Here is a 25,742-nt window from a genome sequence, read left to right on the forward strand (position 1 = left end):
TCGCCAGGCTTTTTTCAGCCGACTTTTTTCTGGGAGCGTTTTTCTGGAGGCGTTTCCCTGCCTGTAAGCGTCTGCAGAAACAGGTTTCGTCCAGTCATGCACCTGTCCTTCTTGGCCCTATCCACCCTCCCCCTGTCTTCCCCCCTGTCTTCGGCCTACATCAGCCCGTTAAGGCGCCAAGGACATGGGAGGGACCAGAAATCAGTTTCCAACGTAGCCGGAGACCACCTGCAGCAGTTTGAAGGCCGTATTGGCATCATTTTCGACCACGGCCAGGAATTCTTCTTCACCGATCCGCAAACAGGTGAGTTCGGTTTCCGCAATCATGCTCAGTGCCCGCGGTTCTTTGCGGATGAGACCTAATTCCCCCACCAACTTACCCGGCCCAACCGAAGTGACCTTATGATCCTCGTGCCCCTCTTGTGGCAGGAACAGGCCGGCCTGGCCCTCGGTAATCATGTAGACACCATCACTGGCGACATCGTTCTTCAGGAAAACCGCATCCCCGGCCTGGGCTGAATACCAGCGTGCACCAAAGGCCAATAACCGCAGCTGCCGCCGGTTCAGGCCAGAAAACAGCTCTGTCTCCTCCAATGCCCGGAGCTTGCGCGCCAGATCCTGGCTGGCGGCACTGTCTTCGACCACATGATGGTCCGGGTCATCACTGACCAGCCTGCCCTGACGCAACTCATAGAAGGCGTCAAACACATCCACGCGATCAAACGCCGACTCGAGATAAACAAGCGTGGTATCGGGCAACAGGCGGCGCAGGTTCTTATGCACCGCAATCCGGGTGTCCAGATCATAGCTGGAGAAAGCCGAATCCAACAGCAGGATATCCGGTCGCTTGATCGTGGCCCTGGCAAAGGCCAGGGGTTCCGCATAGCTGGAAGGCAGCCCCTGGCCGCCCAGTGCAATGGGCAAATCAAAGATCAGCTCTACCACCATGTCACGGGCGCCGTTTTCGACCAGAACCTGCGACACCAACCGCCGCAACTCATCCCCACGCGCGCCGGAGCTGTCGGAAATCTTGCCAAAGAGAGCGTTTTCCAGAACCGTCAGGCCCGGGGCAAAGCTTGCCTCGTCTAGGCGCACAAAAACATCAGACAAGGTCCCCAACAGTTCATCCGCGTGGCTTTTGCGAAAGGCGAGGATCCGGGCCTTCATTTCATCCGTGAAGGCCGGGCCGATCTGTTCAGCCGAAATGCTGAAGGGCACGATCATCAATTGCGCCAGCTCGTCCTGTTCCAGCGCCTCGGTGCCCTTGCTGCGGGTCTTGTCAACCAGGGCAGAAGCCCGTTCATAGGCCTTGGGATCAAGTCCCAGCTTGCGAAATAGGGGGTGATCCGTGCCATCCATGCCAAAAATCTGCCGCAGGATGTCCACGACGTCCTGTGTCAGGGCAACCAGATCATCGACCAGTTGCAGTTCTCGCAGACGGTCGAGGAAATCGACGTGCTGGCTCAGCATTTCCTCGGAGATAGGCTCGCTCAGCGTCGCGTAGAGCAAGTTTTCAACCACTGGCAAGGCGGGGTTATAGGCATCCGGGGCCAGGCCATGTACCTGCGCGCCCAGTTCCGACTTTGCGATGGCTGCACGCACCTTGGGCCGCAGATCAACCAGAGACTGCGCCAAGCGCGGGTGTTGGATGGCATCAAATTTCTGTTCCATCCCACGCCGAAATAGGGCGCTGTCGGTACCGATGCCGGCCAGAAGCTGAACCCACCAGTCGCGCAGATCATGCTCGGTCGCAAACCCCGCCAGTTCCGGATCCAGCCAGGGAGCATCAAAGGCATCTGCGCTATTGCCTGCCAGCTGCGCGGCCCGAAAGCGCCCGGTATCATGGGCGCTGCCCTTGGGGCGTTGGCGCATTGGCATCATCACGTTATCGCCAAAGGAGCCCTGAAACAGTACCGGGCGGGACGTCACGTGGCCGACGCGCAGCGCCAGTACCGCCTGATGCAGATCCCGCATATCCTGGCCTGCGACGGTCACCTGTCCGGCAGACGGCAAAACTTCACGGGTCAACAACGCGGCCATGGCCCGTCGGTCCTCTTCTGAGGGGGCCGCAATGCCAATGACCCGCCCCGCCGGTAGGGTTGCATTCAGGTCTTCCAGTACCAAATTCCCATCTGCATCCCGCACATTGACCGAATTGAGCGTAACATCGCTATTGAGCCGGACAAATTCATCCGGTTCGCCGGACATCAGCTCTTCGCGCACCATGCCCGACGGGGCAAACCGCTCCAGAATCACATCCCAGCGCAGGGCCATATCCTGGGTCTGGTTGTAATAGGCCAACAGCTCTTTCCAGGGGGAGGCAAGGTCTTTGTAGGCCGCCAGGGCTGCCACCAGCGCCCCAAGGGAGACCTCCCCCTGCAGCACCAGATAGCCCCCCACGGAGTAAAAGAAGAATGGGGTCAGATTGGTGATGAAGTTGTTGAGGAACTTCATGAAGAATTTTTTCTGATAGATCTGGAACCGAATGTCATAGAGACGGCCCAGCCGGTCGGTGATCACCGCCATCCGGTAGCGCCAGCCCCCATTGATGCGCAGCGTCGCAGCGCCAGCGGCACTTTCACCGATCTCAGAGGCCAGCGCCCGTACCTGATGAATCCGGGTCTTGTTCAGCAGGTTGATCTGGCGTTGCAACATCGGGATCAGCCAGCCCTGCAGCGGGATTAGCGCCACTGCCGCCAACCCGAACCAGGGGCTTTGGGTGAAAAGGAAAAACAGAATTGTCAGCATCTGTCCGGCCTGCAACACAGGTTGGCTGACCGCATCCCCCATCAAGCCCCCCATCGGCTCGCTCTCGGAGGTAATCATCGACACCAGTTCACCCTGGCTTACCCGCTCAAAATAGGGCTGAGGAAAGCGCAGAACCCGCGCGATCAGCCTGTAGCGAAACCGTCGCAGCATGCGTTCAGCCAGTACACCCTTCATGGTATTGATGCGCATTTTCAGCAATCCGTGCAGCAGCACGGCAATCAGGAAACCGGCACAGAGAATCCACAGGTAATCGAGTTTTCCTATCGAGTAGCCAAGCAGGTCAATACGGTCAGTCTGCGCGCCAATGGCATCATTGATGATCCGTTTGGGCAGTTCCAGTGTGAGATACAAAAGCGGAAACAAACAGCCGGTGACCATCAGCAGGATAACTTGGTCGCGTTTGGAATATTTCCAGATAAAACGGAAGAGAGACGGTTCTATGGGAGAGCTCCAACTTTGGCTGCAGCAAAAACAGTTCTTCATGCCTAGCGCGGTTTGCACCTGACAGGCAATGGGCAGAGCAAATGTTGCGCCTGTGATGAAGGTCACTGTCCCGTTACGGCATCCCTGCTACACAGTATTTGCCAGCTGGTAAAAAATCCGTATGGTTCCAGAGAATTTTGTACAGGGGAATGTCTTGCCAGGACTTGTCGGATCCGTATTGATTTTGCTCTGCCTGTTGCAGATCAAACATCTGTTTGCCGACTTCTTTTTGCAGACACCCAAAATGTTATCCGGCCGGGACGAATACCTGCATGCAGGACGTGCGCAACACGCCGGGGTTCATGCGCTGTTTTCGGTGGTTGTGTTTGTCCTGATGGGCGCACCTGTTGGCTTTACCCTGCTGATCTGCGTTGCGGAATGGGTGGTGCATTTTCACATCGATTACGGCAAGGCGCATTATTCCGAAAAGAAAGAGCTCAACCCCCAGCAGGCGTCTTTTTGGCGCGCCATGGGCACGGATCAATGCCTGCACCAGCTGACCTATCTCGCCATGACTGCCGCCTGGGTGAAATGCGTCGCCTGCCAGTGAGCCAGCCAGTGACGCCTGCCAGCTGACCCCTTCCAGCCCCCTTGTTCTGCCCATCTACCCCTGTGAAACCACCGAGCGGTCCCGTTTGATGGTGCGCAAAACCAAATTGGTCTGCGCGCTGGCAACTGCAGGCAGGCGAAACAGGAACTCCTCAAGAAACCGGTTGTAGGATTCCAAATCAGGCGCCAGGACGCGCATTTGATAATCCGATTGGCCCGTGGTGGCATAGCATTCCTGTACCAAGGGGCTCTGTTCGACGGCACGAATGAACTCCGCCAGCTTTTCCGGGTCATGGCGGGTCAGCTGCACATGCACAATTGCCTGAAAATCCAGCCCCATAGCACTGGCATTCACCACCGCGCCATAGCGCTCAATCACGCCTGTGTCCTCTAGCGCGCGCACCCTGCGCCACAGAGCCGAAGCCGACATGCCCACCTTTTCAGAAAGCTCAGCATTGGAAATGCGAGAATCCTCCTGCAAGAGCCGCAAAATATGCCTGTCACGGTCGTCGATAAGCTGCATGAGTGATAATCTATCCATTTATTGGCCAAGTTTCGGTCAATATATCCAAATCACCGGTAAAAACCAACAATTCAGACAGATCTTTTCACCTCAGACGGATTATTCTGCCTCAAAGAGCACATTTCCCAGCCATACCACCCGCAAGGATCACCAGAATGACCGAGCTGAGCCATGATTTCCGCAGCTACAAACTAGATGACCGCTACGACCAGACCAAAGGCCGAGTGTTCCTCACCGGCACCCAGGCTCTGGCGCGGGTGATGCTGGATCAGGCGCGGCGAGACCGCAGCGCCGGGCTGAACACCGCCGGGTTTGTCTCTGGCTATCGCGGGTCGCCGCTGGGTGCAGTGGATCTGGAATTCTGGCGCTCGCGCCAGCGGATGGAAGACAACCGCGTCACCTTTATGCCTGCCGTCAACGAAGATCTTGGTGCCACGGCGGTTCTGGGGGCGCAGCAGGCCATTTTGGATCCCCATTGCGAGGTCGAGGGCGTGTTTTCCATGTGGTATGGCAAAGGCCCCGGCGTTGATCGCTCGGGGGATGCGCTGAAACATGGCAATGCCTATGGCTCCTCCACTAAGGGCGGTGTGCTGGTGGTGGCAGGTGATGACCATGGCTGCGTCAGCTCCTCCATGCCGCATCAATCCGACGTCGCCTTCATGTCCTGGTTCATGCCGGTGCTGAACCCGGCCGATGTTTCCGAGTTTCTCACCTACGGCGAGTATGGCTTTGCCCTGTCGCGCTACTCTGGCACCTGGGTTGGCTTTAAGGCGGTGTCCGAAACCGTTGAAAGCGCCCGCTCGATTGAACTGCAACAGGACCGCAGCTTTACCTACCCTGAGCTGCCAGACTACCCTGGTGGGCTGCATATTCGTCGCGCCGACCTGCCCTCGCCCGAGATCGAGACCCGCATCCGCGCCAAGATCAAGGCGGTGCGCGCCTTTGCCGAGGCAAACCCGATTGACCGCCGTATCTATGATGTTGAAACAGCCAAGTTTGGCTTTGTCACCACCGGCAAGGGGCACCTGGACCTGATGGAGGCCCTGCGCCTGCTTGGCCTGGACGAAGCCGCCTGTCGCCGTCTGGGCATCGACATCTACAAAGTTGGCATGGTCTGGCCTCTCGCCCGCCCCGAAGCTCTGCGGTTCATGCGTGGCAAAGACGAAGTGCTGGTGGTCGAAGAAAAGCGCGGCATCATTGAGAGCCAATTCAAAGAGTATTTCTACGACTGGCCCGGTGACAAACCCAACAAAATGGTTGGCAAATACGACAGCGCAGGCGAGCCGCTGATCCCCTGGACCGGCGAGCTGAGCCCCTTGATGCTGGCCCCCATCGTTGCCGCACGTCTGGACAGCTTTTTCCCAAATGAGGGCCTGCCCGCCAAGGCTGCTGCCCTGCTGGCCCAGCCACCCAAGCTGATCAATGTGCCCGGGGCCAACCGCACCCCCTATTTCTGCTCCGGCTGTCCGCATAACACCTCAACCAAACTGCCGACCGGCAGCGAGGCCAAATCCGGCATCGGCTGCCATGTGATGGCCAGCTGGATGGACCGCGAAACCTCTGGCTATGCACAGATGGGCGGCGAAGGCGTCACCTGGACGGCGGCCTCGCAGTACAATGGTGGCAAGCATATCTTCCAGAACCTTGGCGAGGGCACCTGGTATCACTCCGGCTCGCTTGCCATTCGACAGGCGGTCGCGGCGCGCACCAATATCACCTATAAGATCCTCTATAATGACGCCGTTGCCATGACCGGCGGCCAGCCCGTCGATGGTCCGGTCTCGGTCCTCGGCATCGCCCAGACCTGCCGCGCCGAAGGGGTGCAGCGCATTGCCTTGGTCTCTGATGATATCGACAAATTCAACCGCGGCGATTTTCCTGCCGGCACCACCTTCCATGACCGCGCCGATATGGATCTGGTCCAGCGTGAGCTGCGTGAGATCAAGGGGGTTTCTACCCTGATCTACGAACAGACCTGCGCCACCGAAAAACGCCGCCGCCGCAAGCGTGGCACCATGGAAGACCCCAAGAAGTTCGCCTTTATCAATGATCTGGTCTGCGAAGGCTGCGGCGATTGCTCGATTGAGAGCAACTGCCTGAGCGTTGAACCCAAGGAAACAGCCTTTGGCCGCAAGCGTAAGATCAACCTGTCCAGCTGCAACAAGGATTTCTCCTGCCTGAACGGTTTCTGCCCCAGCTTTGTCACCATTGAGGGCGGCAGCCGACGCAAAAAACTGCCTGCGGGACTGGATCGCGATGCCCTGGCCGCAAAACTGCCCGCGCCTGAGTTGCCAGCGCTGGAGACACCCTTTGATCTGCTGGTCACCGGGGTGGGCGGCACCGGCGTTGTCACGGTCGGCGCGCTGATCACCATGGCGGCACACCTGGAGGGCAAAGGCTCCAGCGTTCTGGACTTTACCGGCTTTGCGCAGAAATTCGGCACTGTGCTCAGCTATATCCGCCTTTCTGCCAGCCCAGACAGCTTGAACCAGGTGCGCATTGATCAGGCCGCCGCAGATGCGGTGATTGGCTGTGATGTGGTGGTCAGCTCCGCCCCCAAGGCCTCGGCCCATTATCGCGCGGGCACCCGGATTGTGCTGAACCGCGCCGAGATGCCCACAGGGGATCTGGTGCTGCGCCGTGACGCCGATCTGATGGCAGGGGTGCGTGAACAACAAATTGCAGCGGCAGTGGGTCCTGAAAACCTCAGCGGCTTTAACGCCAACGAGGCCGCCGAGACCCTGTTGGGCGATGCGGTTCTGGCCAATGTAATGATGCTGGGCTTCGCCTGGCAAAAAGGGCTGGTGCCAGTCAGCGGTACGGCACTGGATCAGGCGATCGAACTGAACGGCGTGGCCATCGACAAAAACCGCCTTGCCTTTACCATTGGCCGCGCCATGGCCACGGATCCCCAGCTGGTGGCGCAATTCTATGCCGAAGCCCCAGAGAGCACCGAAACACTGGACCAGATCATCGAGCGCCGCTCGGTTTTCCTGACGGGGTATCAGGATGCCGCCTATGCCCAGCGCTTTACCAGCACTTTGGACAGCTTTCGCAACCAGCTGCCCGAGCAGGCCAAGGAGGAGCTCACCGAGGCCGCCGCGCGGTCATTGTTCAAACTGATGGCTTATAAAGATGAATTTGAGGTCGCCCGCCTGATGACCGGCGACGGCTTCAAAGATCAGATCGCCCAGGAGTTTGAAGGTGACTACAGCGTCAACTACCACCTGGCCCCGCCCCTGCTGAGCCGCAAAAAAGACGCTCGAGGCCGCCCGCTCAAAAAGAGCTTTGGCCCCTGGCTGCGCCCTGCCCTGTCGGTGCTGAGCCGCGCCAGGGTGCTGCGCGCCAGTCGGCTCAACCCCTTTGGCTACCACGAGGAAGCCCGCCTGCATCGCAGCCTGCTGGCCTGGTACGAGGCAGCCCTGGACAGGGTCGCGGCCAGTTACAGCAGCGATAAGCACCAGGACTGCCTACAGATCCTAGAGGCCCCGATGGAGATCCGTGGCTATGGTCCGGTGCGGCTGGAGGCCGCCCATAAGCACCGCGCCAACGCCACCCGCCTGCTCGAAAAGCTATGAATAAGAAATGGCCCCAACCGGGGCCATTTCTTTTAGGTCAAACCGGGTTACAAATCCCAGTGCTTGCGGGTGAACTCTGAAAATTCATCCAGTTCAATCGCACTGGGCTCACGCCCAGTAAAGACCTTCAGATACTGCGGCGTCATTTCCAACCTATGGGCGTAGCTCTCGTTGGGTTCGGCCATGTCATAGCCCAGCTGCATGTAATACAGCACCTTGGCGCGGGTCATGGCCTCCAGGCTCGCATAGCCGTAGCGCAGAAACATCTGCGTCAAGGCCTCTACCCGGCGCGCATCCGAGCGATCCAACAGACTGCGGACCTTGCCAGATCGCCGCGCCCAGTCCCGCACTGCAAAATCCAGCGCGGTGTTGAACAAGGCCGGATTGGCTATGCAGTGAAACACGTTCAGAACCGCGCCCGTGATGGCCTCTGCCGGGGCCTCGGCACGGGCCAACATCGCGGCGGTATTGGTCTGTTCCCAGGTTTTCAGCAAGGCATCCAACAGATCCTGCCGGGACTTGAAATACCAATAAAAGGAGGAGCGTGACACCTTCATCCGCTCAGCCAGGGCCAGCACCTTGACCTGCTCGACCCCATCGCTGATCAGCACATCCATCGCCACATTGAGCCAGTCGTCCCGGGTGACTTTGACATTACCAACCAGCGGTTCGGCGCTGGGATTGTCACGGTGCAAAAGCGGCTTTGGTGGCATAAAAACTCATCTTTTTCTGGGGTGGAGCCATCCAGCATTGGGCTGCGCCATCCTGCGGCGGGCGCAGGATGTTGTCCAGACCTGTCATGCCCGCCCCTGCCCCGAGGACGTCAGAGCTGCGCGCTGGGACGTGCCTTGATTGCCTTGTACCAGGCCAGGCTGGCGGTGTTCTCTTCCGGGATCCGCTGCTGGATCACACGGGCAAACTCAACAAACACAAAGGCCGAAATATCTGCCAAGGTGAACGCCTCACCGGCCAGATAAGGGCTCTCGCGCAAACGCTCTTCCAACAGAGTAAAAAAGGCCTGGGTCCGCGCCAAGCCGCGCTCTGCCAGTTCCGGCAGCTGGGCGTAATTGTCGGGGCCAGGAATAGCGCGATCACTAAAGGCCGGATGGGTATTGCGCAGCGCCTCGGCGATGGGCATGCCGCCCTGCTGCTCGACAATAGAATTCCACATCAGCACCAGGCCCTTTTCATCCGCCGTGCGCCCCATCAGGGCAGGCTCCGGCGTATGGGCTTCCAGATAGGCCGCAATGCCGAGGTTTTCCGTCAAAACGCAGCCTGTATCCGTCACCAGTACCGGAATGGTCGCCCGTGGGTTCACCGCGCGAAATTCTGGTTTCAGCTGCTCTCCCTTGGCAATCGAGATATCGTGGCTTTCCGGCGCAAGGCCCTTTTCCGCCAAAAACATCCGCGCCCGTCGCGGATTGGGTGCGGTGGAACAATCATAAAAAATCATCGGTTGGCCTCCCTGGTCACCGGTTTGGTCAGGCCCCAACCTAGGCGGCGCTGGCGGGCGAGGGCCAGAGTAACCCAACGTCCCGCCACAAATCCCGCTCTTAGCTGTCGCGGCGATAGATAAAGCAGCGCCCCTCAACGGCTTCGGGCGGCAGAGGCATTTCGGTAAGCGCCTCAAAATACATCCGGTCAGACGAGACCATCAGCCCGCCGACAGCCAGCAGAGGTTCAACCAGCGGCGAGATCAGCTGCGCAAAAGCGTCATTCTTGGCCCGGTTATGACCGCCAAGATCCGCATGGATCAGGCTGGCAGTAGCGCCAAAGCGGGTCAAGGCTGCTGGCAGGGTTTCACGCACATCACCGAGGATGGTCAGCTCTTCTGGTGGGGTGCTGTCGGGATGCGAGGCCACGGCACGTTCAAACACATAAAGATCGCGGCCTTTGATGTTGTGCTGCATGTGGTGATAGGTGCGGCCATTGCCCAGCCCCAGCTCAAACACTGGCCCCTGCATATCAGCGGTCTGGGCTATTCCAAAATCCAGACAGGCGCGCTGCGACACCATGCGGTCTATAAAAAGGTCCAATCGGGTGCTCATATCAGGTCTCCTCTGGCATGCCTGCAAGGTCGGATGGCTTTGGTACAGCGCCACCGCGCCTTAGTCCCGCCCTGCTTTGTCAGATCCTGAAACAAATGTGTAGCACTTGCTGCCTAGGCTCAGGCCGCCAGAGCAAATTGTGGCGCACAGGTGCCGTTTCATCAATTTTGTTTCTGCAAAACCCCACCAGGGCAAATGGGGTTTGACTAGACCACCACCCCCGCGCGAAGGTGAGCGCAAAAAAACAGGGAAAGACGGGACATAATGACCGGATCACGACATCACCAAGGGCAGCACTGAATGGCGCCTCTGCTCTCGGTAAAGGACCTTAGCATCGGCTTTGGCAAGGATGACTCCGTTGTGCGCGGGGTCAGTTTTGACGTCGCCCCCGGCGAGACATTGGCGCTGGTCGGTGAAAGCGGATCCGGCAAGACCGTGACCTGTCGCGCAGTTCTGCGCATTCTTCCAAAGGCAGCGCAAATCCGCACTGGCAGCATCCAGTTTAACGATGGCGCCAGCTCCAAAGAACTGGTGCATCTCCCCGAGGCTGGAATGCGCGATCTGCGCGGCAACCAAATCGCCATGATCTTTCAGGAACCGATGCGATCCCTGTCACCGCTGCACCGCATTGGCAATCAAGTGGCCGAGGTGCTGTGGCTGCATGGGCGCCAAAGCGAGGCCGAAGCAAAAAAGAAGGTGCTTGCCTGTTTTGAACGCGTCGGATTCCCCGATCCAGAACGCACCTACAGCTCTTATCCGTTTGAGCTGTCTGGCGGTATGCGGCAGCGCGCCATGATTGCCATGGCCATGGTGGCCAAGCCCAAGCTGTTGATCGCAGATGAGCCGACAACCGCGCTGGATGTGACAACCCAGGCGCAGGTTCTGGGATTGATGAAGGAGCTGCAACGCGACACGGGTATGGCGATGATCCTGGTCACCCATGATCTGGGCGTGGTGGCCAATATGGCCGAACAGGTCGTGGTCATGCACAAGGGGCGGGTGATGGAAGCCGGCGCCGCCGAGCCGCTACTGTCCAGCCCGGCCCATGCCTACACCCAGGCGCTGATCAAGGCCGCGCCAAAAATTCCCGCAGCCGCAGCGCCCAAGGCCATGCCAGAACAAAAAGATCTGATCCTGGAGCTGAACGCGGTTTCAAAAACCTATAGCATGCGCGCTGGCAAAGGCTGGAAAGCCCCCAGCCTGATCTATGCCTGCCGCGGCATTGATCTGCAGCTGCCCCGTGGCAAGACCCTGGCCATCGTCGGTGAAAGCGGCTCAGGCAAAACCACAGCCGCCCGGATTGCCCTGGGGGCCGAACCGCCGGACGACGGCGGCGAAGTGCTGTTTCGCGCCACAGCCGGGGCCGAACCCATCGCAGTGCACAAGATGGATCGCACCGCCCGCACCGCCTTTCAGCGCGAGGCTCAGATGGTGTTTCAGGATCCCTACTCCTCGCTGAGCCCGAGAATGCGTATTCTGGACACCATGGTAGAACCCCTGGAAATCCACGGCATCGGCAACCGGGCTGAACGGCGTGAAAAGGCTGGCGACATGCTGCAAATGGTCGGGTTGAGCGAAGACATGCTGCAGCGCTATCCCCATGCCTTTTCCGGGGGGCAACGCCAGCGCCTGTCGATTGCCCGCGCCCTGATGCTAAATCCGTCCCTGCTGGTCTGCGACGAGCCCACCTCGGCGCTGGATGTGTCGGTGCAGGAGCAAATTCTGCGCCTGTTGGAGCAAATTCGCGATCAAAAACAACTCTCGTATCTGTTCATCAGTCACGATCTGGCCGTGGTAGCGCGGATCGCCGACGAGGTCGCTGTGATGCGGCGTGGCTTGGTGGTCGAACAAGCGACCCCCGAAACCCTGTTTCACAATCCTCAGCACCCCTACACCAAGGCCCTGATTGCAGCCCAACCCGAGCCGGACATTCACCGCCCGATCAATCTGCAATTGGTGGCGCAGGGGGCCGGTCGCCCCGAGGACTGGCCCGAACACTTTAGATTCTCAGGCTCTGACGCGCCGCCGCTTGTGCCGCTCGAGCCCGGACACAAGGTACGCTGCCATGTTTAGAGCCACACAAAAACTTCTCACCCGTGCCTCTGCGGTGCTTGCTGCCAGCTTCTTGCTGCTGCCGCTGCCGGGGCATGCCGGGCCCAGTTTTGTCGAAAGCGGGTTCTGGAAACCAGAAGTTGACGCCGGCAATCTGCCCCCCATTTCTGAACGCTTGCCCCATGCGCCCTTGGTTGTGGATCTGGCAGCTAAAGGGCGCCAGTTTGGTGTGCAGGGCGGCACGCTCAACACCATGGTGACCCGCTCCAAAGACATCCGTCAAATGGTGGTCTACGGCTATGCCCGACTGATGGGATATTCCGAAGACTACCAATTGCAGCCAGATATTTTGCTGGGCTATGAAAACGAGGGAAACAAGCGCTACACCCTGCGGCTGCGTCCGGGCCATCGCTGGTCCAATGGGGATCCCTTTACCTCGGCTGATTTTGAATATTGGTGGAAAGACATCGCCAATAATCCGCTGCTGAGCCCCGCCGGGCCACCGGATTTTCTCTTTGCAGAGGGCAAGCTGCCCCAGGTCAGTTTCCCGGATGAGACCACCGTTATCTTTGAGTGGCAGGTGCCTCATCCGCAGTTCCTGCAAAACCTGGCTCAGGCACGCCCGCCCTTCATCTACCGCCCTTCGGCCTACTTGAAACAATTCCACGCCGATTATGCCGATGCCGACACCCTGGCCGAAGAGGTGGACTATGCCCGGGTCAAAAGCTGGGCCGCCCTGCATAATAAATACGACAACATGTACAAGTTCGACAATCACGAGCTACCAACCCTGCAACCCTGGATGAATGCCACTGCCGGCAAACGCATCCGCCATCAGTTTGTCCGCAATCCCTATTATCACCGGGTCGACAGCCGGGGCGTACAACTGCCCTATATTGACACCGTCGAGATGGAGATCGTGGCCGGTGGTCTGGTCGCGGCCAAATCCAACGCAGGTCAGGCAGATTTGCAGGCCCGCGGTCTTGGCTTTCGTGACATTCCCATCCTGCGCAAGGGCGAAAACGACGGGGACACCTACAGGACCTACCTTTGGGGAACCGGCGCTGCATCACAGATCGCCATCTATCCAAACCTGAACACCGCCGACCCGGTCTGGCGCGACACCCTGCGTGATGTGCGGGTGCGTCGAGCCCTGTCGCTGGCAATCAACCGGGCAGCCATCAACCGGGCGCTCTATTTCAAACTGGCCAAGCCCGGGGCAATGTCAGTGCTGGAACGAAGCCCTTTCTTTAGACCAGAATTCCGCGAGGCCTGGGCCTCTTTTGACCCTGAACAGGCAAACGAACTGCTGGATCAGGCCGGGCTTACCGAAAAGGACGGCTACGGCATTCGCCATCTGCCCGATGGGCGCCGCATGGAGCTGGTGGTCGAGACCGCAGGCGAACGCCAGGAAGTGGAAAATGCGCTACAGATCATCACCGACGATTGGAACGACATTGGCGTCAAGCTGATCATGCGGCCGCTGGATCGCGACATTCTGCGCAACCGGGTGTTTTCCGGCACCACCATGGCCTCGGTCTGGTACGGCTGGGACAATGGCTTGCCGCAAAAACATACCTCTCCCGCTTTTCTTGCGCCCACCGATCAGGTGTTTCTGGCCTGGCCCAAATGGGGGCAGTATTACCAGACCGGTGGCGCCGCCGGCGAGGCACCGGACATGGAGCACGCTCAGCGCCTGATGGAACTGCTGCATGAGTGGGAGCTGGCCGCCGACGACGCTGAGCGGGCCGAAATCTGGCACCAAATGCTTTCGATCCACGCGGATCAAGTCTACGGAATTGGCATTGTCGCAGCGGCGCCGCAGCCGGTGGTGGTGTCAAACCGGCTGCACAATGTACCCGAACAGGCCATCTGGGCCTGGGAACCCGGTGCCCATTTTGGCGTCTATCGCCCCGACGAATTCTATTTTCAGGACGGTGAAGGCTGATGGAGATTCTGCGCTACGCCTTCTACCGGTTTGGCACCATGTTGCTGACGCTCTGGGTGGTCTCCATCCTGGTCTTTGTCATCATCAACCTGCCCCCCGGCGATTATCTCTCCAATCAGATCGCAGAGCTGCGCGCCAGCGGCCAGTCTGCCGGCGTCGCCAAGGCTGAATTCCTGCGCAGCGAATACGCGTTGGATAAACCCCTGTGGCAGCAGTATTTTATCTGGGTTGGCTTCCTGCCCGGACCGCATGGGTTTTCTGGTTTGGTGCAGGGCAATTTTGGCTGGTCCTTTGAATTTGACCGCCCGGTGGCGGAAATCGTCGGCGACAGTCTCTGGCTCACCGTTTTGGTCAACCTTGCGGCGGTGGTGTTTGTCTATGTGGTGGCTTTGCCACTGGGGGTTCTGGCGGCGGCGCGGGCGCGCAGCTGGGTCGATTATACCTCTGCGTTTATTGGCTACCTTGGCCTTGCCACACCAAATTTCCTGCTCGCCCTGATCCTGTTCTATTACGGGCACCGCTGGTTCAACCTGCCTATTGGTGGCTTGATGGACCCCGCCTTTGAGGGCGAGCCCATGGGCTGGGAAAAGGTGAAATCCATTCTCATCCACCTGATTGTGCCTACCTTTGTCATCGGCACCTCCGGGGCCTCGGCGATGATGCAGCGGCTGCGCGCCAATATGCTGGACGAGCTGGGCAAACCCTATGTGGAAACCGCCGTGGCCAAGGGCATGGGGCCTGCCCGGATGCTGGCAAAATACCCCCTGCGGGTGGCCTTTAACCCCTTTGTCGCCGATATTGGCAACCTGCTGCCGGCGATGATTTCCGGCTCGGTTCTGGTCTCCGTTGTTCTGGGATTGCAGACCATCGGCCCCACCCTGCTGACCGCACTCAAGACCCAAGACATGTTTCTTTCCGGCTTTGTCTTGATGTTTGTCGCCCTGCTGACGCTGATTGGAACGATGATTTCAGACGTGCTGCTGGTCCTGCTGGATCCCCGCATTCGCTACGAGGGGCGTGACGCATGACCCAACTTCCTGACGGACGCTTTGTTGACGACGCGCCATATGATCCCCAGGCCTCCTTGCTGGAGCTGGAGCGCAAGGATCTGGATGCCCCCAACTGGGTGCTGATCTGGCGCAAGTTCAAAACCCATAAGCTGGGGCTGATCTCGGGGGCCTTCCTGCTGATCTGCTATCTTTTACTGCCTGTCGTCGGCTTTATCGCCCCCTATGGCCCCAACCAACGCATGAGCGAAAACCTCTATTCGCCACCGCAGTCGATTAACTTCTTCCATGACGGCGAATTTCTCGGCCCCTTCATCTATCCCATGACCTCCGAGGCGGATCTTGAGACCTTTCAATGGGTGTTCAAACCGGATCTCGACAATCCGCTCAAGCTTGAGTTCTTTTGCCAGGCAGAGCGCTACAATATTGCCGGGCTAATCCCGTCAAACACCCATTTGTTCTGTGCACCCGAAGGGGCGACGCTGTTTCTTTGGGGCTCTGACCGCTTGGGGCGTGATATTTTCAGCCGCATTCTTTACGGGGCGCAATTGTCGCTGACGGTTGGTCTCATCGGGATCTCGGTTTCCTTTGTGCTGGGCATCTTCTTTGGCTCGATTGCGGGCTATTTTGGCGGCAAGATTGACTGGGTAATCAACCGGGTGATCGAGGTTTTGCGCTCGCTGCCAGAGCTGCCCCTGTGGCTGGCCTTGTCGGCAGCGGTGCCATCAAACTGGTCACCGGTGGCGGTGTTTTTCATCATCTCGGTGATCCTGGGCATTCTGGATTGGCCGGGGCTGGCACGGTCTGTGCGGGCCAAGTTCCTGTCGCTACGCGAAGAGGAATACGTCCGGGCGGCGGAAATGATGGGGGCCTCTTCTGGTCGGGTCATCCGCAAGCACCTGATCCCCAACTTCATGTCGCATCTGATTGCCTCTGCCACCCTGTCGATCCCGGCGATGATCCTGGGCGAGACGGCTCTGTCTTTCCTCGGCCTCGGGCTGCGAGCGCCGGCGGTCAGCTGGGGAGTGATGCTCAATGATGCGCAAAACCTCGCCTCAATCGAGATCTATCCCTGGACCGCCATTCCGATGCTGCCGATTGTCATCATCGTGCTGGCCTTCAACTTCTTTGGCGATGGGCTGCGCGACAGTCTGGACCCCTATCAACAATGAGCCAGCTGCAAGACTTCCCCAGCCCCGAGAGCTATCAAACCACTGGCACGGGGCGCTATGACAGCGCCTATGCCGTCAGCGAGCTGGCCAATGCCAGCCTCGCCGCCGTTGGCCAGCAGCTGGCGCTGCTGATGCAGGCGACAGGTCTCGGCTCCAACGCCCAGCCGGTAACGGTGGATCAGCGCCTTGCCTCGCTTTGGTTTGGCTACAGTTTCGCGGCCCAGGGCTGGAAGCTCCCCAGCCTGTGGGATCCGATTGCCGGCAACTACCGCTGCAAGGACGGTTGGATCCGGCTGCATACCAACCTGCCCCATCACCGCGCTGCCGCCCTTTTGGTTCTGGGCTGCGCCGAAGACCCCGCAGCCGTGACCGCAGCGGTCGCCACATGGGAGGGGGAAGCGCTTGAAACTGCGGTTGTCGCCCAGGGCGGTGTCGCCGCCTTTATGCGCAGCAGGGAGCAGTGGCTGGCGCATCCCCAGGGACAGGCCGTGCAACAAGAACCGCTGATAAACTGGGTCGCACCGCGTCCCGTTTTGCTGCGCGATCGCCCCCAGGCGACCGCCACGCGGCCTCTGGCAGGTTTGCGCGTGCTAGATCTGACGCGGGTTCTCGCTGGCCCTATCGCCACCCGGACCTTGGCCGGTTTTGGCGCCGAGGTGCTGCGGATTGATCCGCCGGGCTGGGACGAACCAGGGGTGATCCAAGACATATCCCTGGGCAAATCCATGGCCAGTCTCGACCTGCGGGACAACGGCGGGCTGCAGCGGTTCAAAGACCTCTTGGCCCAGGCCGATGTTCTGGTACATGGCTATCGCCCTGGCGCGCTCGACGGGCTTGGACTGGACCTCGCCACCCGCGACCACATCGCCGCCAACCGGATAGAGGTCACACTTGATGCCTATGGCTGGACCGGCCCCTGGGCAGGACGGCGCGGGTTTGACAGCCTGGTACAGATGAGCGCCGGCATCGCGGACAGGGGCGCTCAATGGGCCGGGGCTGACGAGCCAACCCCGCTGCCCGTGCAGGCTCTGGACCATGCCACCGGCTATATGATGGCTGCCGCTGTGCTCAATGCTCTGACCTCGGCGACCACAACCCAGCGCGCTGCCAGCGCCCGGCTGTCCCTCGCCCGCATGGCAGAGCAGCTGGCGCAGATACCGCAGCAGCTCACGGGGCCCAAGATTTCAGGCTCTCAGCCAGCAGACTACGCGCCCGAGGTCGAAGACAGCAGCTGGGGGCCGGCTTTGCGGCTGCGCCCCGCTTTGCAGGTTGGCGCCACCCAGATGCATTGGCACCGCCCCGCGCAGGCCTGCAGCAGCGCCCCCGCCCGCTGGCCTCTAACCTAAGGGCCAAGGGCACCTAAAGACTAAGGACAGGGGGCACTGTCCCGCGTTTAGATCCTAGCACTCCAAGGCCGCTATCGCCCCCGCCGGGCCGCAGGCCCGGCGCCCGGCCCAACGCCAATCGAGGCGCGTCAGCGGATCGCATTGGGGGCGGGAGCCCCCCTTCATATGGATAGACCAATGACGCAGGCCCCCTAGGCGTTTGCACAGCACGGTCATGTTAAGGCGCCACGGACACCTCCAGGCAGCTCCAGTGTCTAGCGATCATCCCCCTCGCCGTTCACATCCAGGATGTCCTCATCAATGGCCGCCTGCACGGCGCCTGCCATGGCTTCTTTCTTATGTTGCGGCATATCCTCCACCTGATCCTCGGCCAATCGCACTGTGACCTCCCGATGGGCAAACTTTATGCCTTCGCGGGCGAATAGCTCACGAATATCCTGATAGACTTTCTTGCGGACCAACCATTGGTCACCCGGTTTGGTCATAAATTTGACCCGGATGATCATTGCAGAATCCTGCATTTCAATCACCCCCTGCGACTTCAGGGGCTGCATGAAACTGTCGCCAATGACCGGATCGCTCAGCAATTCCTGCCCAAGCTTCTTGATCAACTTGCGGACCTTTTCCACATCTGTGTCATAGGTCACCCGCAGCGGCAGTTTCATCATCACCCAATCGCGCGAATAATTGGTCAGGACCTTGATCTCGCCAAAAGGAATGGTGTGCAGCGCACCCAGATGATGACGCAGCTGGAACGAGCGCACCGAGATTTTCTCTACCGTGCCTTTGACATCGCCAATGTCGATATATTCGCCCTTGCGAAAGGCATCATCCAGCAGGAAAAATGCCCCCGAAAAGATATCCCGCACCAGGGTTTGCGACCCAAACCCAACGGCCAGACCGACTACACCAGCACCAGCAAACAGCGGGCTGACATTCACCCCCAGCTCCAACAGTACAATCAGAATGATCGACACTACCACCACGGCCAGGATAACGCCGCGAAACAGCGGCAGAAGCGTGGCCAGACGACTGGCGCCGCCATGGCCACCTTCATCCCCAAGCTCTGCCTCCGGCACGTCACCGACCTCATCATCAATCTTGCTGTCGATCCAGATCCGCGCAGTGTGATAGACGATATAGCCCAAAAACAGGATAACAATGACATCAAACGCCCGCTCGGCAACCGTGGTCTTCATCCAGCTGGCTTCGGGGGCCCAAACCAGGACCAGCGAATAGGCGCCCACCAAAAAGGCAAGGATACCCGCCACCCGGCGCGCCAGTTCCTGAAAAGTCGAGAGCCTGTATCCCTGCCTCTGGGACATGGATTTGATCTCGTCCTCAGAGATTTCGGACAGCATGCCATCCGCGTTCCCCTCTTCGGAGCCCAGGACAGGCGCAGGGGCAAGCCCCTCTGGGAGACGGCGGCGATAGCTAACAGCCTCAATGCCGTAGTTTATAACCCCATAGACAACCAGAATGGAGGTCAGAACCATGTAGGTCCCAGCCATCAAGGGCACTGACATCTCCCGCTCCAACACCAGATCAAACGCCAGGTTCAACCAACCAAAGACGATATAAACGACCATGACGGGCGCCCAGGCCATCGACAGAACGCGCAGCAGCCAGGAGCAGTCTTCCTTGCTGCGCCCTGCCCGGATTGCGTTTGAAATAGCCCTGCCATTGAAGCCGATCAGGGCCAGACCGCCCAAGGCCCCAAGCAAAGCCAGAAAGCCAGAGACCAACGCGTAGACATTGTAGTTCAGCCCAAAATCGTGAACCCAGGTGGCAAAAATCAATGAAAAGACATCATAGGTCGCCAGTACAGAGGCCGAAAGATACAGCCGCCTGGCGTCGCTATCGGAAAACACCGGCATCCGATATTGGCTGAGATAGGGCGACAGCACCATCCGCCACAGGTCGGACACGATGCTGGCAACAAAAAACGCGGTATAGATCGCGGTCACGGTGAACTCGACGGAACTGTCGCCCGATGCACCAAAAATGATCAACGAGGCCAATAAGGCAAAAACCATCGCAACGATGGTTCCTAAAACACCCATAAAGAAGCGATAGACCAGAAAAGGCATTTTCTCGTAATAGCCTTCTGGTTCTGCCTTTATCCGGGCCACTACATAGCGTTTGGCGATGCGTTTGCCGTAGATCTCAACCGACAGCCAGCGCCCGATCAGCAGAAACAACAGGCTCCACCCCAGGACCTCGGCATAGGTGCGGATGCGCCCGTCCGGGCTGGTTTGGCGCAGGATGTATTTCATCTCAAAGATCGAATAGGGCAGCGCCTCAAGACGGCTGTTAAGCTCCTGGCGGAAAGCCTGAAACTCCGTCTGCGCCTTCATCAACGACGAATGTCCTTCCATCGGCGAGGGGGCAACCTTGGTCGCCACAGGAGAGGGTGAGGTGACAGACCCATTGCCATCGACAATAATTACCCCAAGACCACTTTCCGCCGCCAGCTCCACCGCCCGGGCCACCGGATCAGGGGTCGCATCCGCTGCATCCTGTGCAAGGCCAGCCCCCGGGAGCACCACCGCGCAGACAAACAGCACGAGGCTGAAACAGAGAAACTGGGAAAATCTATGAATCATAACTGACGGGCTCCGCTCAAATGGTATTTTCACGGTAACGACAAGACCCCCTCTCCACAATTGTAAGCAGCGGTTTTCACCACAAGAGAATTTGAACAGATTGCAGAAACAACACCCTCGCCCATGTCTCGCCTCAGTGTCGCGGACCGGTGTTCCGCCCCGGCTGCCCCCGGCAAATTCAGCACAGACAGCACCACAGCCCCGACGCGTTGCTGTGTCTGCTTGCGCCCAGGGAACGGCTGTCAGACGGCAAAGAGCTGTCACCTGCCTGCCATTTCGCCCAATTTCGGGAGTTTGAAAGGTTACCCCCCTTGATTTCGGCACTTTCCTATTGCACCACCCAAACTGTAGTACAGCTGCAGGCTAGCCAATGACTTCGACTAAAGATCTCTCGCTCGAGCAAAATGCCAAACAACGCGGCCCTCGGGTAATGCTGTATAGCCATGATACATTCGGGCTGGGTCACCTGCGCCGCTCCCGTGCCTTGGCAGGGGCAATTACTGCTGCAGATCCCTCCGCTTCGGCTCTGATCTTGACGGGGTCGCCGGTGGCGGGCCGTTTTGCCTTTCCCAGCCGTGTCGATCATATGCGCCTGCCTGGGGTGATCAAACGCTCTGACGGAAGCTATGCCTCGCGCACCATGGGCATGAACATCGAAGAGACAACAAAATTGCGCAGTGGCTTGATCCGCTCTGTGGCAGAACAATATGTCCCGGATGTGTTGATCGTGGACAAAGAACCCACCGGATTTCGTGGTGAACTGCTGCCGACGCTGAAACTGCTGGCAGAGCAGGCCCGGACAAAGCTGGTCCTGGGTCTGCGCGATGTGCTGGACGAGCCTGACGTCCTGGCCGCAGAATGGGCCCGCAAAGAGGCGGTTGAGGCCACCGAAAATTACTACGACGAAATTTGGGTCTATGGCCTGTCCACCATCTACGATCCAACCCAGGGGCTGGAGCTCAGCCCGGCCACACGGGCAAGGATGCACTGGACCGGCTATCTGCGGCGCGATCTCGGGGCCTGGGATGACCCGCCCGAGCAGCCATATGTGCTGATCACCCCCGGCGGTGGCGGCGACGGCGCCATGATGGTGGATCTGGTGTTGTCAGCCTATGAACAAGACCCAGCACTGTCACCACGCGCCGTGCTGGTCTACGGCCCTTTCCTCTCTGGCGAAACCCGCGAGGCCTTTGAGACCCGTGTTGCCGCTCTTGAGGGCCGGGTTACCTCTGTGGGGTTTGAATCGCGAATTGAGACGCTGTTCTCCGGCGCCCAGGGCGTTGTCTGCATGGGCGGCTACAACACCTTCTGCGAGGTGCTCTCCTTTGATAAACCGGCTGTTATCGTGCCCCGCACTACGCCACGGCTGGAACAATGGATCCGCGCCAGCCGGGCCGAGGAGCTGGGCCTGGTTTCCATGCTGGATGAAAAGCGCGATGGCTGGACGCCAAAGGCCATGACCAAGGCGATCCGCGCCTTGGCGACGCAAAAACCACCCTCAGCCGCCTTTTCAGATGGGTTGCTGGATGGGCTGGACTGCGTCACCCGGCGGGTTGCGTCCCTATTGCACGACTTGCCGCGAAAGGCCGCTGAATGAGCACAGAGCACCCTTCCCTGGCGGTTTTGGTCAAAGGCTGGCCACGGCTCTCGGAAACCTTTATCGCCCAAGAGCTTGTCGCCCTGGAAGAGGCTGGCCTGGATTTTGAGATCTGGTCGCTGCGCCACCCCACCGATGTCAAACGCCATCCACTGCATGAGCGGTTGAAGGCAAAGGTGCGCTATCTGCCCGAATATCTGTATCAGGAACCTGACCGTGTCTGGGCCGCCCGCTCCGAGGCACAGGCCTTGCCGGGCTATGCAGAGGCTTACCGCATCTGGCGTGCAGATCTGGCCCGCGATCCCAGCCGCAACCGCATCCGCCGCTTTGGCCAGGCATGCGTTCTGGCCGCCGAAGCCCCCGCCGAGGTGCTGGGGCTCTACGCGCATTTCCTGCACACCCCCGCCTCTGTAGCGCGCTATGCCGCCATCATGCGCGGATTGCCCTGGAGCTTTTCGGCCCATGCCAAGGACATCTGGACCTCACCGGACTGGGAAATCAGCGAAAAACTATCAAGCCAGCATCACGGCGCAGCCTTTGGCGCCACCTGCACTGGCTTTGGTGCCCGCCATCTGCAACAGATGTCAGACGACCCGAGCCGCATTGATCTGATCTATCACGGGTTGGATCTGGCACGCTTCCCAGCCCCCCCCACCCGAGAGTGGCGGGCTGCGGGCGACCCTCTGAAGCTGATGTCGGTTGGCCGCCTGGTGGAGAAAAAGGGCTTTGACCGGCTGATTGCCGCTATGGCCTTGCTGCCGCAGGATCTGGACTGGCACTGGACACATATTGGCGGCGGCGGTCTCAATGACCTGTTGCAGGACATGGCTCAGGACGCCGGTATCGCGCAGCGAATTACCTGGCGGGGCGCCTGTGATCAGCCCGAAGTCATCGCGGCGATGCGGGCCTCTGACCTGTTTGTCCTGCCCAGCCGGGTTGCGGCGGACGGGGATCGCGATGGGCTGCCCAATGTGCTGATGGAGGCGGCCTCGCAATTGCTGCCAATCCTGTCAACGCCAGTTTCTGCCATTCCCGAATTCATCGACAGCGGCACTCATGGGCTGCTCAGCAAGGATGACCCAAAGGCCCTGGCCGAGGCGATCCTGTCGCTGACGCAGAATCCCAAGATGGCGCAAGACATGGCCGAGGCCGCGCTGTTACGACTGCGGCGCGACTTTGGCATGGACCCCGGCATTGCCCAGCTGGTGAGCCGGCTGGACACCATGCTGCAGGGCTCATGACCACCGCAGGCACCAAGCGGATCGCCTTTTATGCGCCGATGAAATCGCCGCGCCACCCTGTGCCTTCGGGCGATCGGGAAATGGCGCGCAACCTGATCGACATTATCGCGGCCGGTGGCGCCGAGGTTGATCTGGTGACCGAGCTGAAGGTTTTTGACAAGACTGGCGATGCGGCGCTTCAGGCGCTGCTAAGAGACAAAGCCACCCAGGAGGTCCGCCGTCTCTGTGCCGAGATGCCCGCCGTGGATCTTTGGGTCACCTATCACAACTACTACAAGGCCCCTGATCTCATTGGTCCCCTCGTCGCGCGGGCGCGCGGTATTCCCTATGTACAGATCGAAAGCACCCGGGCCTCCCGGCGCTTGACCGGCCCATGGGCGGACTTTGCCCAGTCTGCCCATGCGGCCGCAGATGCCGCAGCGGTGATTTTCTATTTCACCGCCAATGACCTGATCACGCTGGACCGCGACAAACACCCCGACCAATCGCTGCACAGCCTGCCCCCGTTTCTGCCAGCCGCCAACCTGCCTCCTGCCAGCACATTGGATGGCCCTATGCTGAGTGTTGGCATGATGCGCCACGGGGATAAGCTTGCCTCCTATCAGATCATCGCAGACAGCCTCCGGGGGCTACAGGGCAACTGGCAGTTGCAGATCGCCGGGGATGGCCCCGCCCGGCCCGAGGTTGAGGCCCTGATGGCGCCCTTTGCCCAGCGGGTTACCTTTCTGGGCCAACTCTCCCGCACGGAACTGGCCAAGGCCTATGAGCAGGCCAGTCTATTCTTTTGGCCCGGCGTCAACGAGGCCTTTGGCATGGTCTATCTCGAAGCGCAAAGCCACGGGGTTCCGGTGGTGGCGCAGGATCGCCCCGGCATGCGGGACATTCTGGCGCCCAGTAACCAGCCTGAGAATTATCCAGAGGTGTCCCTTGGCGCCGCAGCGCTAACCGCCAGACTGCAACAGCTGTTATCCAACCCGGGCCTGCGGCACTACCTAGGCACTCAGGCCCGCGAGATGATCGCCGCCAACCATCTGGCCCCGGCGGCCAGCGCCCGGTTCTGGCGCGCCGTCACCCCCCTGCTTGAGGAACGCCCATGATCCGCCTTGCTCTTTTGCGCCATGGCCATACCGCCTGGAACCGCGCAGGCCAGATCCAGGGGCGCAGCGATATCCCGCTCGACGCCCAGGCCCGTGCCGAGCTATCCGAATTTGCCCTGCCCAGCCCCTGGGATCAGGCCGCGCTCTGGTCCAGCCCGCTGGCGCGGGCGGTGGAAACAGCCCAGCTGGTCACAGGCAAAACCCCGCGAACCGCCGCCAACCTGACAGAAATGTTCTGGGGCGACTGGGAGGGCAAGAAGGGCCTGGAGCTGAAGGCGGCCCCAAACAGTGGCTTTCGCGATATAGAACACTGGGGCTGGGACTACCGCCCGCCCGGCGGCGAGAGCCCCGCCGAGGTCTGGATGCGGATCAAACCCTGGCTGGCCAGCCTGGAACGCGACACGGTTGCGGTCTGCCATATCGGCATCATGCGGATGATCCTGGCGCAGGCCTATCAGTGGAATTTCGACGGCCCCGCCCCCTTTCGCATCAAACGCAACCGGCTTTTTGTTATTGAGCTGAACGGCGAGGATCTGTCCCCCTGGGCCGAACCTGTGCGCCTGTTGAAACGGCCCACCCCATGAAGGTCATGATCGTCGTCACCCATCTGCTTGGCACCGGGCATCTGTCGCGGGCGCTGACCCTGGGGCGCGCCTTTCAGGCTGCCGGCGATAGGGTGCAGATCGTCTCGGGCGGCTTCCCCGCGCCGCAGCTCGCCACCAGTGACATAGATCTGCTGCAACTGCCTGCCTTGCGCTCGGACGGGGTGAATTTCACCCAGCTTCTGACCCCCGGCGGAGCGCTGGCGGATGAGCGGTATTATCACCAGCGCCAGTCGGCCCTGTGCCAGGCCCTGCAACTCCTGCAGCCAGATCTGCTGATCACCGAGCTATATCCCTTTGGCCGTCGTTCCCTGCGCCATGAATTTCGTGCTCTGCTGCAGGCAGCCAAGGTGCTACCCAAGCCGCCAAAAATCCTTGCCTCGATCCGCGATATTCTGGCGCCGCCCTCAAAGCCGGAAAAAGCCGTCAAAGCAGATGCGGTGATCGCAGAGTTCTATGACGCTGTTCTAGTGCATTCCGACCCAAAGGCCACCCGGCTGGAGCTGAGCTGGCCGGTCTCTGACTTGCTGGCCGCCAAATTGCACTACACAGGATTTGTCGCCCCGGCTGCCGCCGGGCCACATCCTGCGGCCGAAGGCAGTGGCGAGATACTGGTCAGTGCTGGCGGCGGCAGTGTTGGCGATGAAATCTATCAGACAGCCCTACAGGCGGCGCGGTTGATGCCCGACACCCCCTGGCGCCTACTGGTGGGTGGCAGCGATGCCAAAGCCCGGATTGAAAAGCTGTCCCAAACCCCTTCGCCAGCGATACTGGAGCCCGCCCGCCCGGACTTTCGCCAGATGCTTACCCATGTGGCGGCCTCGGTCAGCATGTGCGGCTACAATACCGCGCTGGATCTGTTGCAGGCAGAAACACCTGCCGTGCTGATCCCCTTTGATGCCGGCAAAGAAGTAGAACAAAGCCTGCGCGCCCAAAGCCTGACACCGCTGGCAGGCTTTGAGGCTTTGCGCACCGCCGAACTGACCCCGGAGCGCCTGATTGCAGCCGTCGAAAAGGCGCGTTGCGCGCCGCGCCGCTCAGCCGATCAGTTTCAGTTTGACGGCGCCCGGCGTGCGGTAGAGATTGCCCATGATCTGGTCAAAGCACAGGTATGAGCACGGATA

The 25,742-nt window shown here is 59.9% G+C and carries 18 protein-coding genes; 12 read left to right on the forward strand and 6 right to left on the reverse strand.

The genetic code is table 11. From position 1 onward, the window contains the following. Positions 1–201: 201 nt before the first annotated feature. Entirely contained in the window at positions 202–3,147 is a 2,946-nt protein-coding gene (locus tag N1037_17375) for an ABC transporter transmembrane domain-containing protein (GenBank protein ID UWS79012.1), read from the reverse strand. Positions 3,148–3,406: 259 nt separating this feature from the next. Between N1037_17375 and N1037_17380 the strand changes: the two genes are divergently transcribed. Further along, positions 3,407–3,802, forward strand: coding sequence for a DUF3307 domain-containing protein (locus N1037_17380; protein ID UWS79013.1), 396 nt, complete (start codon positions 3,407–3,409; stop codon positions 3,800–3,802). Between the two features lie 54 nt (positions 3,803–3,856). Here N1037_17380 and N1037_17385 read toward each other — a convergent pair whose 3' ends face one another. Next, a complete protein-coding gene (locus tag N1037_17385) occupies positions 3,857–4,324 on the reverse strand; it encodes an Lrp/AsnC family transcriptional regulator (GenBank protein ID UWS81392.1) in 468 nt (155 codons plus the stop codon). Positions 4,325–4,479: 155 nt separating this feature from the next. Here N1037_17385 and N1037_17390 point away from each other — a divergent pair, with 155 nt between their 5' ends. Beyond that, positions 4,480–7,902, forward strand: coding sequence for an indolepyruvate ferredoxin oxidoreductase family protein (locus tag N1037_17390; protein ID UWS79014.1), 3,423 nt, complete (start codon positions 4,480–4,482; stop codon positions 7,900–7,902). A 47-nt stretch (positions 7,903–7,949) separates the two neighbouring features. On the opposite strand, the gene N1037_17395 is transcribed toward N1037_17390, so the two are convergent. The 3 genes from N1037_17395 to N1037_17405 form a co-directional block, all read right to left on the reverse strand. Continuing rightward, positions 7,950–8,615, reverse strand: a complete 666-nt coding sequence (locus N1037_17395) for a TetR/AcrR family transcriptional regulator (protein ID UWS79015.1) — start codon at positions 8,613–8,615, stop codon at positions 7,950–7,952. A 110-nt stretch (positions 8,616–8,725) separates the two neighbouring features. After that, positions 8,726–9,355 (reverse strand): glutathione S-transferase, encoded by a 630-nt coding sequence (locus tag N1037_17400; GenBank protein UWS79016.1) that lies wholly within the window; start codon positions 9,353–9,355, stop codon positions 8,726–8,728. Between the two features lie 100 nt (positions 9,356–9,455). Next, positions 9,456–9,950 (reverse strand): class I SAM-dependent methyltransferase, encoded by a 495-nt coding sequence (locus N1037_17405; protein ID UWS79017.1) that lies wholly within the window; start codon positions 9,948–9,950, stop codon positions 9,456–9,458. 300 nt (positions 9,951–10,250) lie between these two features. On the opposite strand from N1037_17405, the gene N1037_17410 reads away from it, so the two are divergent. The 5 genes from N1037_17410 to N1037_17430 are packed head-to-tail and all read left to right on the forward strand — an operon-like array spanning position 10,251 to position 17,475. After that, complete coding sequence (locus N1037_17410) at positions 10,251–12,023, forward strand: ABC transporter ATP-binding protein (GenBank protein ID UWS79018.1); 1,773 nt, start codon at positions 10,251–10,253, stop codon at positions 12,021–12,023. Further along, entirely contained in the window at positions 12,016–13,950 is a 1,935-nt protein-coding gene (locus N1037_17415; GenBank protein ID UWS79019.1) for an ABC transporter substrate-binding protein, read from the forward strand. The genes N1037_17410 and N1037_17415 overlap by 8 nt, the downstream gene beginning before the upstream one ends. Beyond that, positions 13,950–14,978 carry an ABC transporter permease gene (locus tag N1037_17420; protein UWS79020.1) on the forward strand — a complete coding sequence of 343 codons (1,029 nt, stop codon included), beginning with the start codon at positions 13,950–13,952 and terminating at the stop codon, positions 14,976–14,978. Before N1037_17415 ends, N1037_17420 begins: the two co-directional genes overlap by 1 nt. After that, the gene (locus N1037_17425; GenBank protein ID UWS79021.1) at positions 14,975–16,129 is read left to right on the forward strand and encodes an ABC transporter permease; all 1,155 of its coding nucleotides are present in this window, start codon (positions 14,975–14,977) and stop codon (positions 16,127–16,129) included. The genes N1037_17420 and N1037_17425 overlap by 4 nt, the downstream gene beginning before the upstream one ends. Continuing rightward, on the forward strand, positions 16,126–17,475 hold the full coding sequence (locus N1037_17430; GenBank protein UWS79022.1) for a CoA transferase: 1,350 nt from the start codon (positions 16,126–16,128) through the stop codon (positions 17,473–17,475). The genes N1037_17425 and N1037_17430 overlap by 4 nt, the downstream gene beginning before the upstream one ends. A 254-nt stretch (positions 17,476–17,729) precedes the next feature. On the opposite strand, the gene N1037_17435 is transcribed toward N1037_17430, so the two are convergent. Continuing rightward, on the reverse strand, positions 17,730–20,081 hold the full coding sequence (locus N1037_17435; GenBank protein ID UWS79023.1) for a mechanosensitive ion channel: 2,352 nt from the start codon (positions 20,079–20,081) through the stop codon (positions 17,730–17,732). 370 nt (positions 20,082–20,451) lie between these two features. Here N1037_17435 and N1037_17440 point away from each other — a divergent pair, with 370 nt between their 5' ends. The 5 genes from N1037_17440 to N1037_17460 are packed head-to-tail and all read left to right on the forward strand — an operon-like array spanning position 20,452 to position 25,733. Further along, positions 20,452–21,678, forward strand: coding sequence for a hypothetical protein (locus N1037_17440; GenBank protein ID UWS79024.1), 1,227 nt, complete (start codon positions 20,452–20,454; stop codon positions 21,676–21,678). Further along, entirely contained in the window at positions 21,675–22,919 is a 1,245-nt protein-coding gene (locus N1037_17445) for a glycosyltransferase family 4 protein (GenBank protein UWS79025.1), read from the forward strand. The genes N1037_17440 and N1037_17445 overlap by 4 nt, the downstream gene beginning before the upstream one ends. Next, complete coding sequence (locus tag N1037_17450) at positions 22,916–24,016, forward strand: glycosyltransferase (GenBank protein ID UWS79026.1); 1,101 nt, start codon at positions 22,916–22,918, stop codon at positions 24,014–24,016. Before N1037_17445 ends, N1037_17450 begins: the two co-directional genes overlap by 4 nt. Continuing rightward, positions 24,013–24,600: a histidine phosphatase family protein gene (locus N1037_17455; protein ID UWS79027.1), complete on the forward strand. Its 588-nt coding sequence runs from the start codon at positions 24,013–24,015 to the stop codon at positions 24,598–24,600. Before N1037_17450 ends, N1037_17455 begins: the two co-directional genes overlap by 4 nt. Then, on the forward strand, positions 24,597–25,733 hold the full coding sequence (locus tag N1037_17460; protein ID UWS79028.1) for a glycosyltransferase: 1,137 nt from the start codon (positions 24,597–24,599) through the stop codon (positions 25,731–25,733). The genes N1037_17455 and N1037_17460 overlap by 4 nt, the downstream gene beginning before the upstream one ends. Positions 25,734–25,742 lie beyond the last annotated feature (9 nt).

The organism is Phaeobacter sp. G2 (assembly GCA_025163595.1).
Lineage (GTDB): Bacteria > Pseudomonadota > Alphaproteobacteria > Rhodobacterales > Rhodobacteraceae > Pseudophaeobacter.

What these genes read in the sequence shown, in the direction of transcription:
- N1037_17420 (UWS79020.1), top strand. Translation starts at nt 13,950, where the DNA reads ATGGAGATTCTGCGCTACGCCTTCTACCGGTTTGGCACCATGTTGCTG.
- N1037_17395 (UWS79015.1), bottom strand. Translation starts at nt 8,615, where the DNA reads ATGCCACCAAAGCCGCTTTTGCACCGTGACAATCCCAGCGCCGAACCG.
- N1037_17450 (UWS79026.1), top strand. Translation starts at nt 22,916, where the DNA reads ATGACCACCGCAGGCACCAAGCGGATCGCCTTTTATGCGCCGATGAAA.
- N1037_17390 (UWS79014.1), top strand. Translation starts at nt 4,480, where the DNA reads ATGACCGAGCTGAGCCATGATTTCCGCAGCTACAAACTAGATGACCGC.
- N1037_17405 (UWS79017.1), bottom strand. Translation starts at nt 9,950, where the DNA reads ATGAGCACCCGATTGGACCTTTTTATAGACCGCATGGTGTCGCAGCGC.
- N1037_17460 (UWS79028.1), top strand. Translation starts at nt 24,597, where the DNA reads ATGAAGGTCATGATCGTCGTCACCCATCTGCTTGGCACCGGGCATCTG.
- N1037_17425 (UWS79021.1), top strand. Translation starts at nt 14,975, where the DNA reads ATGACCCAACTTCCTGACGGACGCTTTGTTGACGACGCGCCATATGAT.
- N1037_17445 (UWS79025.1), top strand. Translation starts at nt 21,675, where the DNA reads ATGAGCACAGAGCACCCTTCCCTGGCGGTTTTGGTCAAAGGCTGGCCA.
- N1037_17400 (UWS79016.1), bottom strand. Translation starts at nt 9,355, where the DNA reads ATGATTTTTTATGATTGTTCCACCGCACCCAATCCGCGACGGGCGCGG.
- N1037_17430 (UWS79022.1), top strand. Translation starts at nt 16,126, where the DNA reads ATGAGCCAGCTGCAAGACTTCCCCAGCCCCGAGAGCTATCAAACCACT.
- N1037_17440 (UWS79024.1), top strand. Translation starts at nt 20,452, where the DNA reads ATGACTTCGACTAAAGATCTCTCGCTCGAGCAAAATGCCAAACAACGC.
- N1037_17385 (UWS81392.1), bottom strand. Translation starts at nt 4,324, where the DNA reads ATGCAGCTTATCGACGACCGTGACAGGCATATTTTGCGGCTCTTGCAG.
- N1037_17435 (UWS79023.1), bottom strand. Translation starts at nt 20,081, where the DNA reads ATGATTCATAGATTTTCCCAGTTTCTCTGTTTCAGCCTCGTGCTGTTT.
- N1037_17415 (UWS79019.1), top strand. Translation starts at nt 12,016, where the DNA reads ATGTTTAGAGCCACACAAAAACTTCTCACCCGTGCCTCTGCGGTGCTT.
- N1037_17375 (UWS79012.1), bottom strand. Translation starts at nt 3,147, where the DNA reads ATGGTCACCGGCTGTTTGTTTCCGCTTTTGTATCTCACACTGGAACTG.
- N1037_17410 (UWS79018.1), top strand. Translation starts at nt 10,251, where the DNA reads ATGGCGCCTCTGCTCTCGGTAAAGGACCTTAGCATCGGCTTTGGCAAG.
- N1037_17455 (UWS79027.1), top strand. Translation starts at nt 24,013, where the DNA reads ATGATCCGCCTTGCTCTTTTGCGCCATGGCCATACCGCCTGGAACCGC.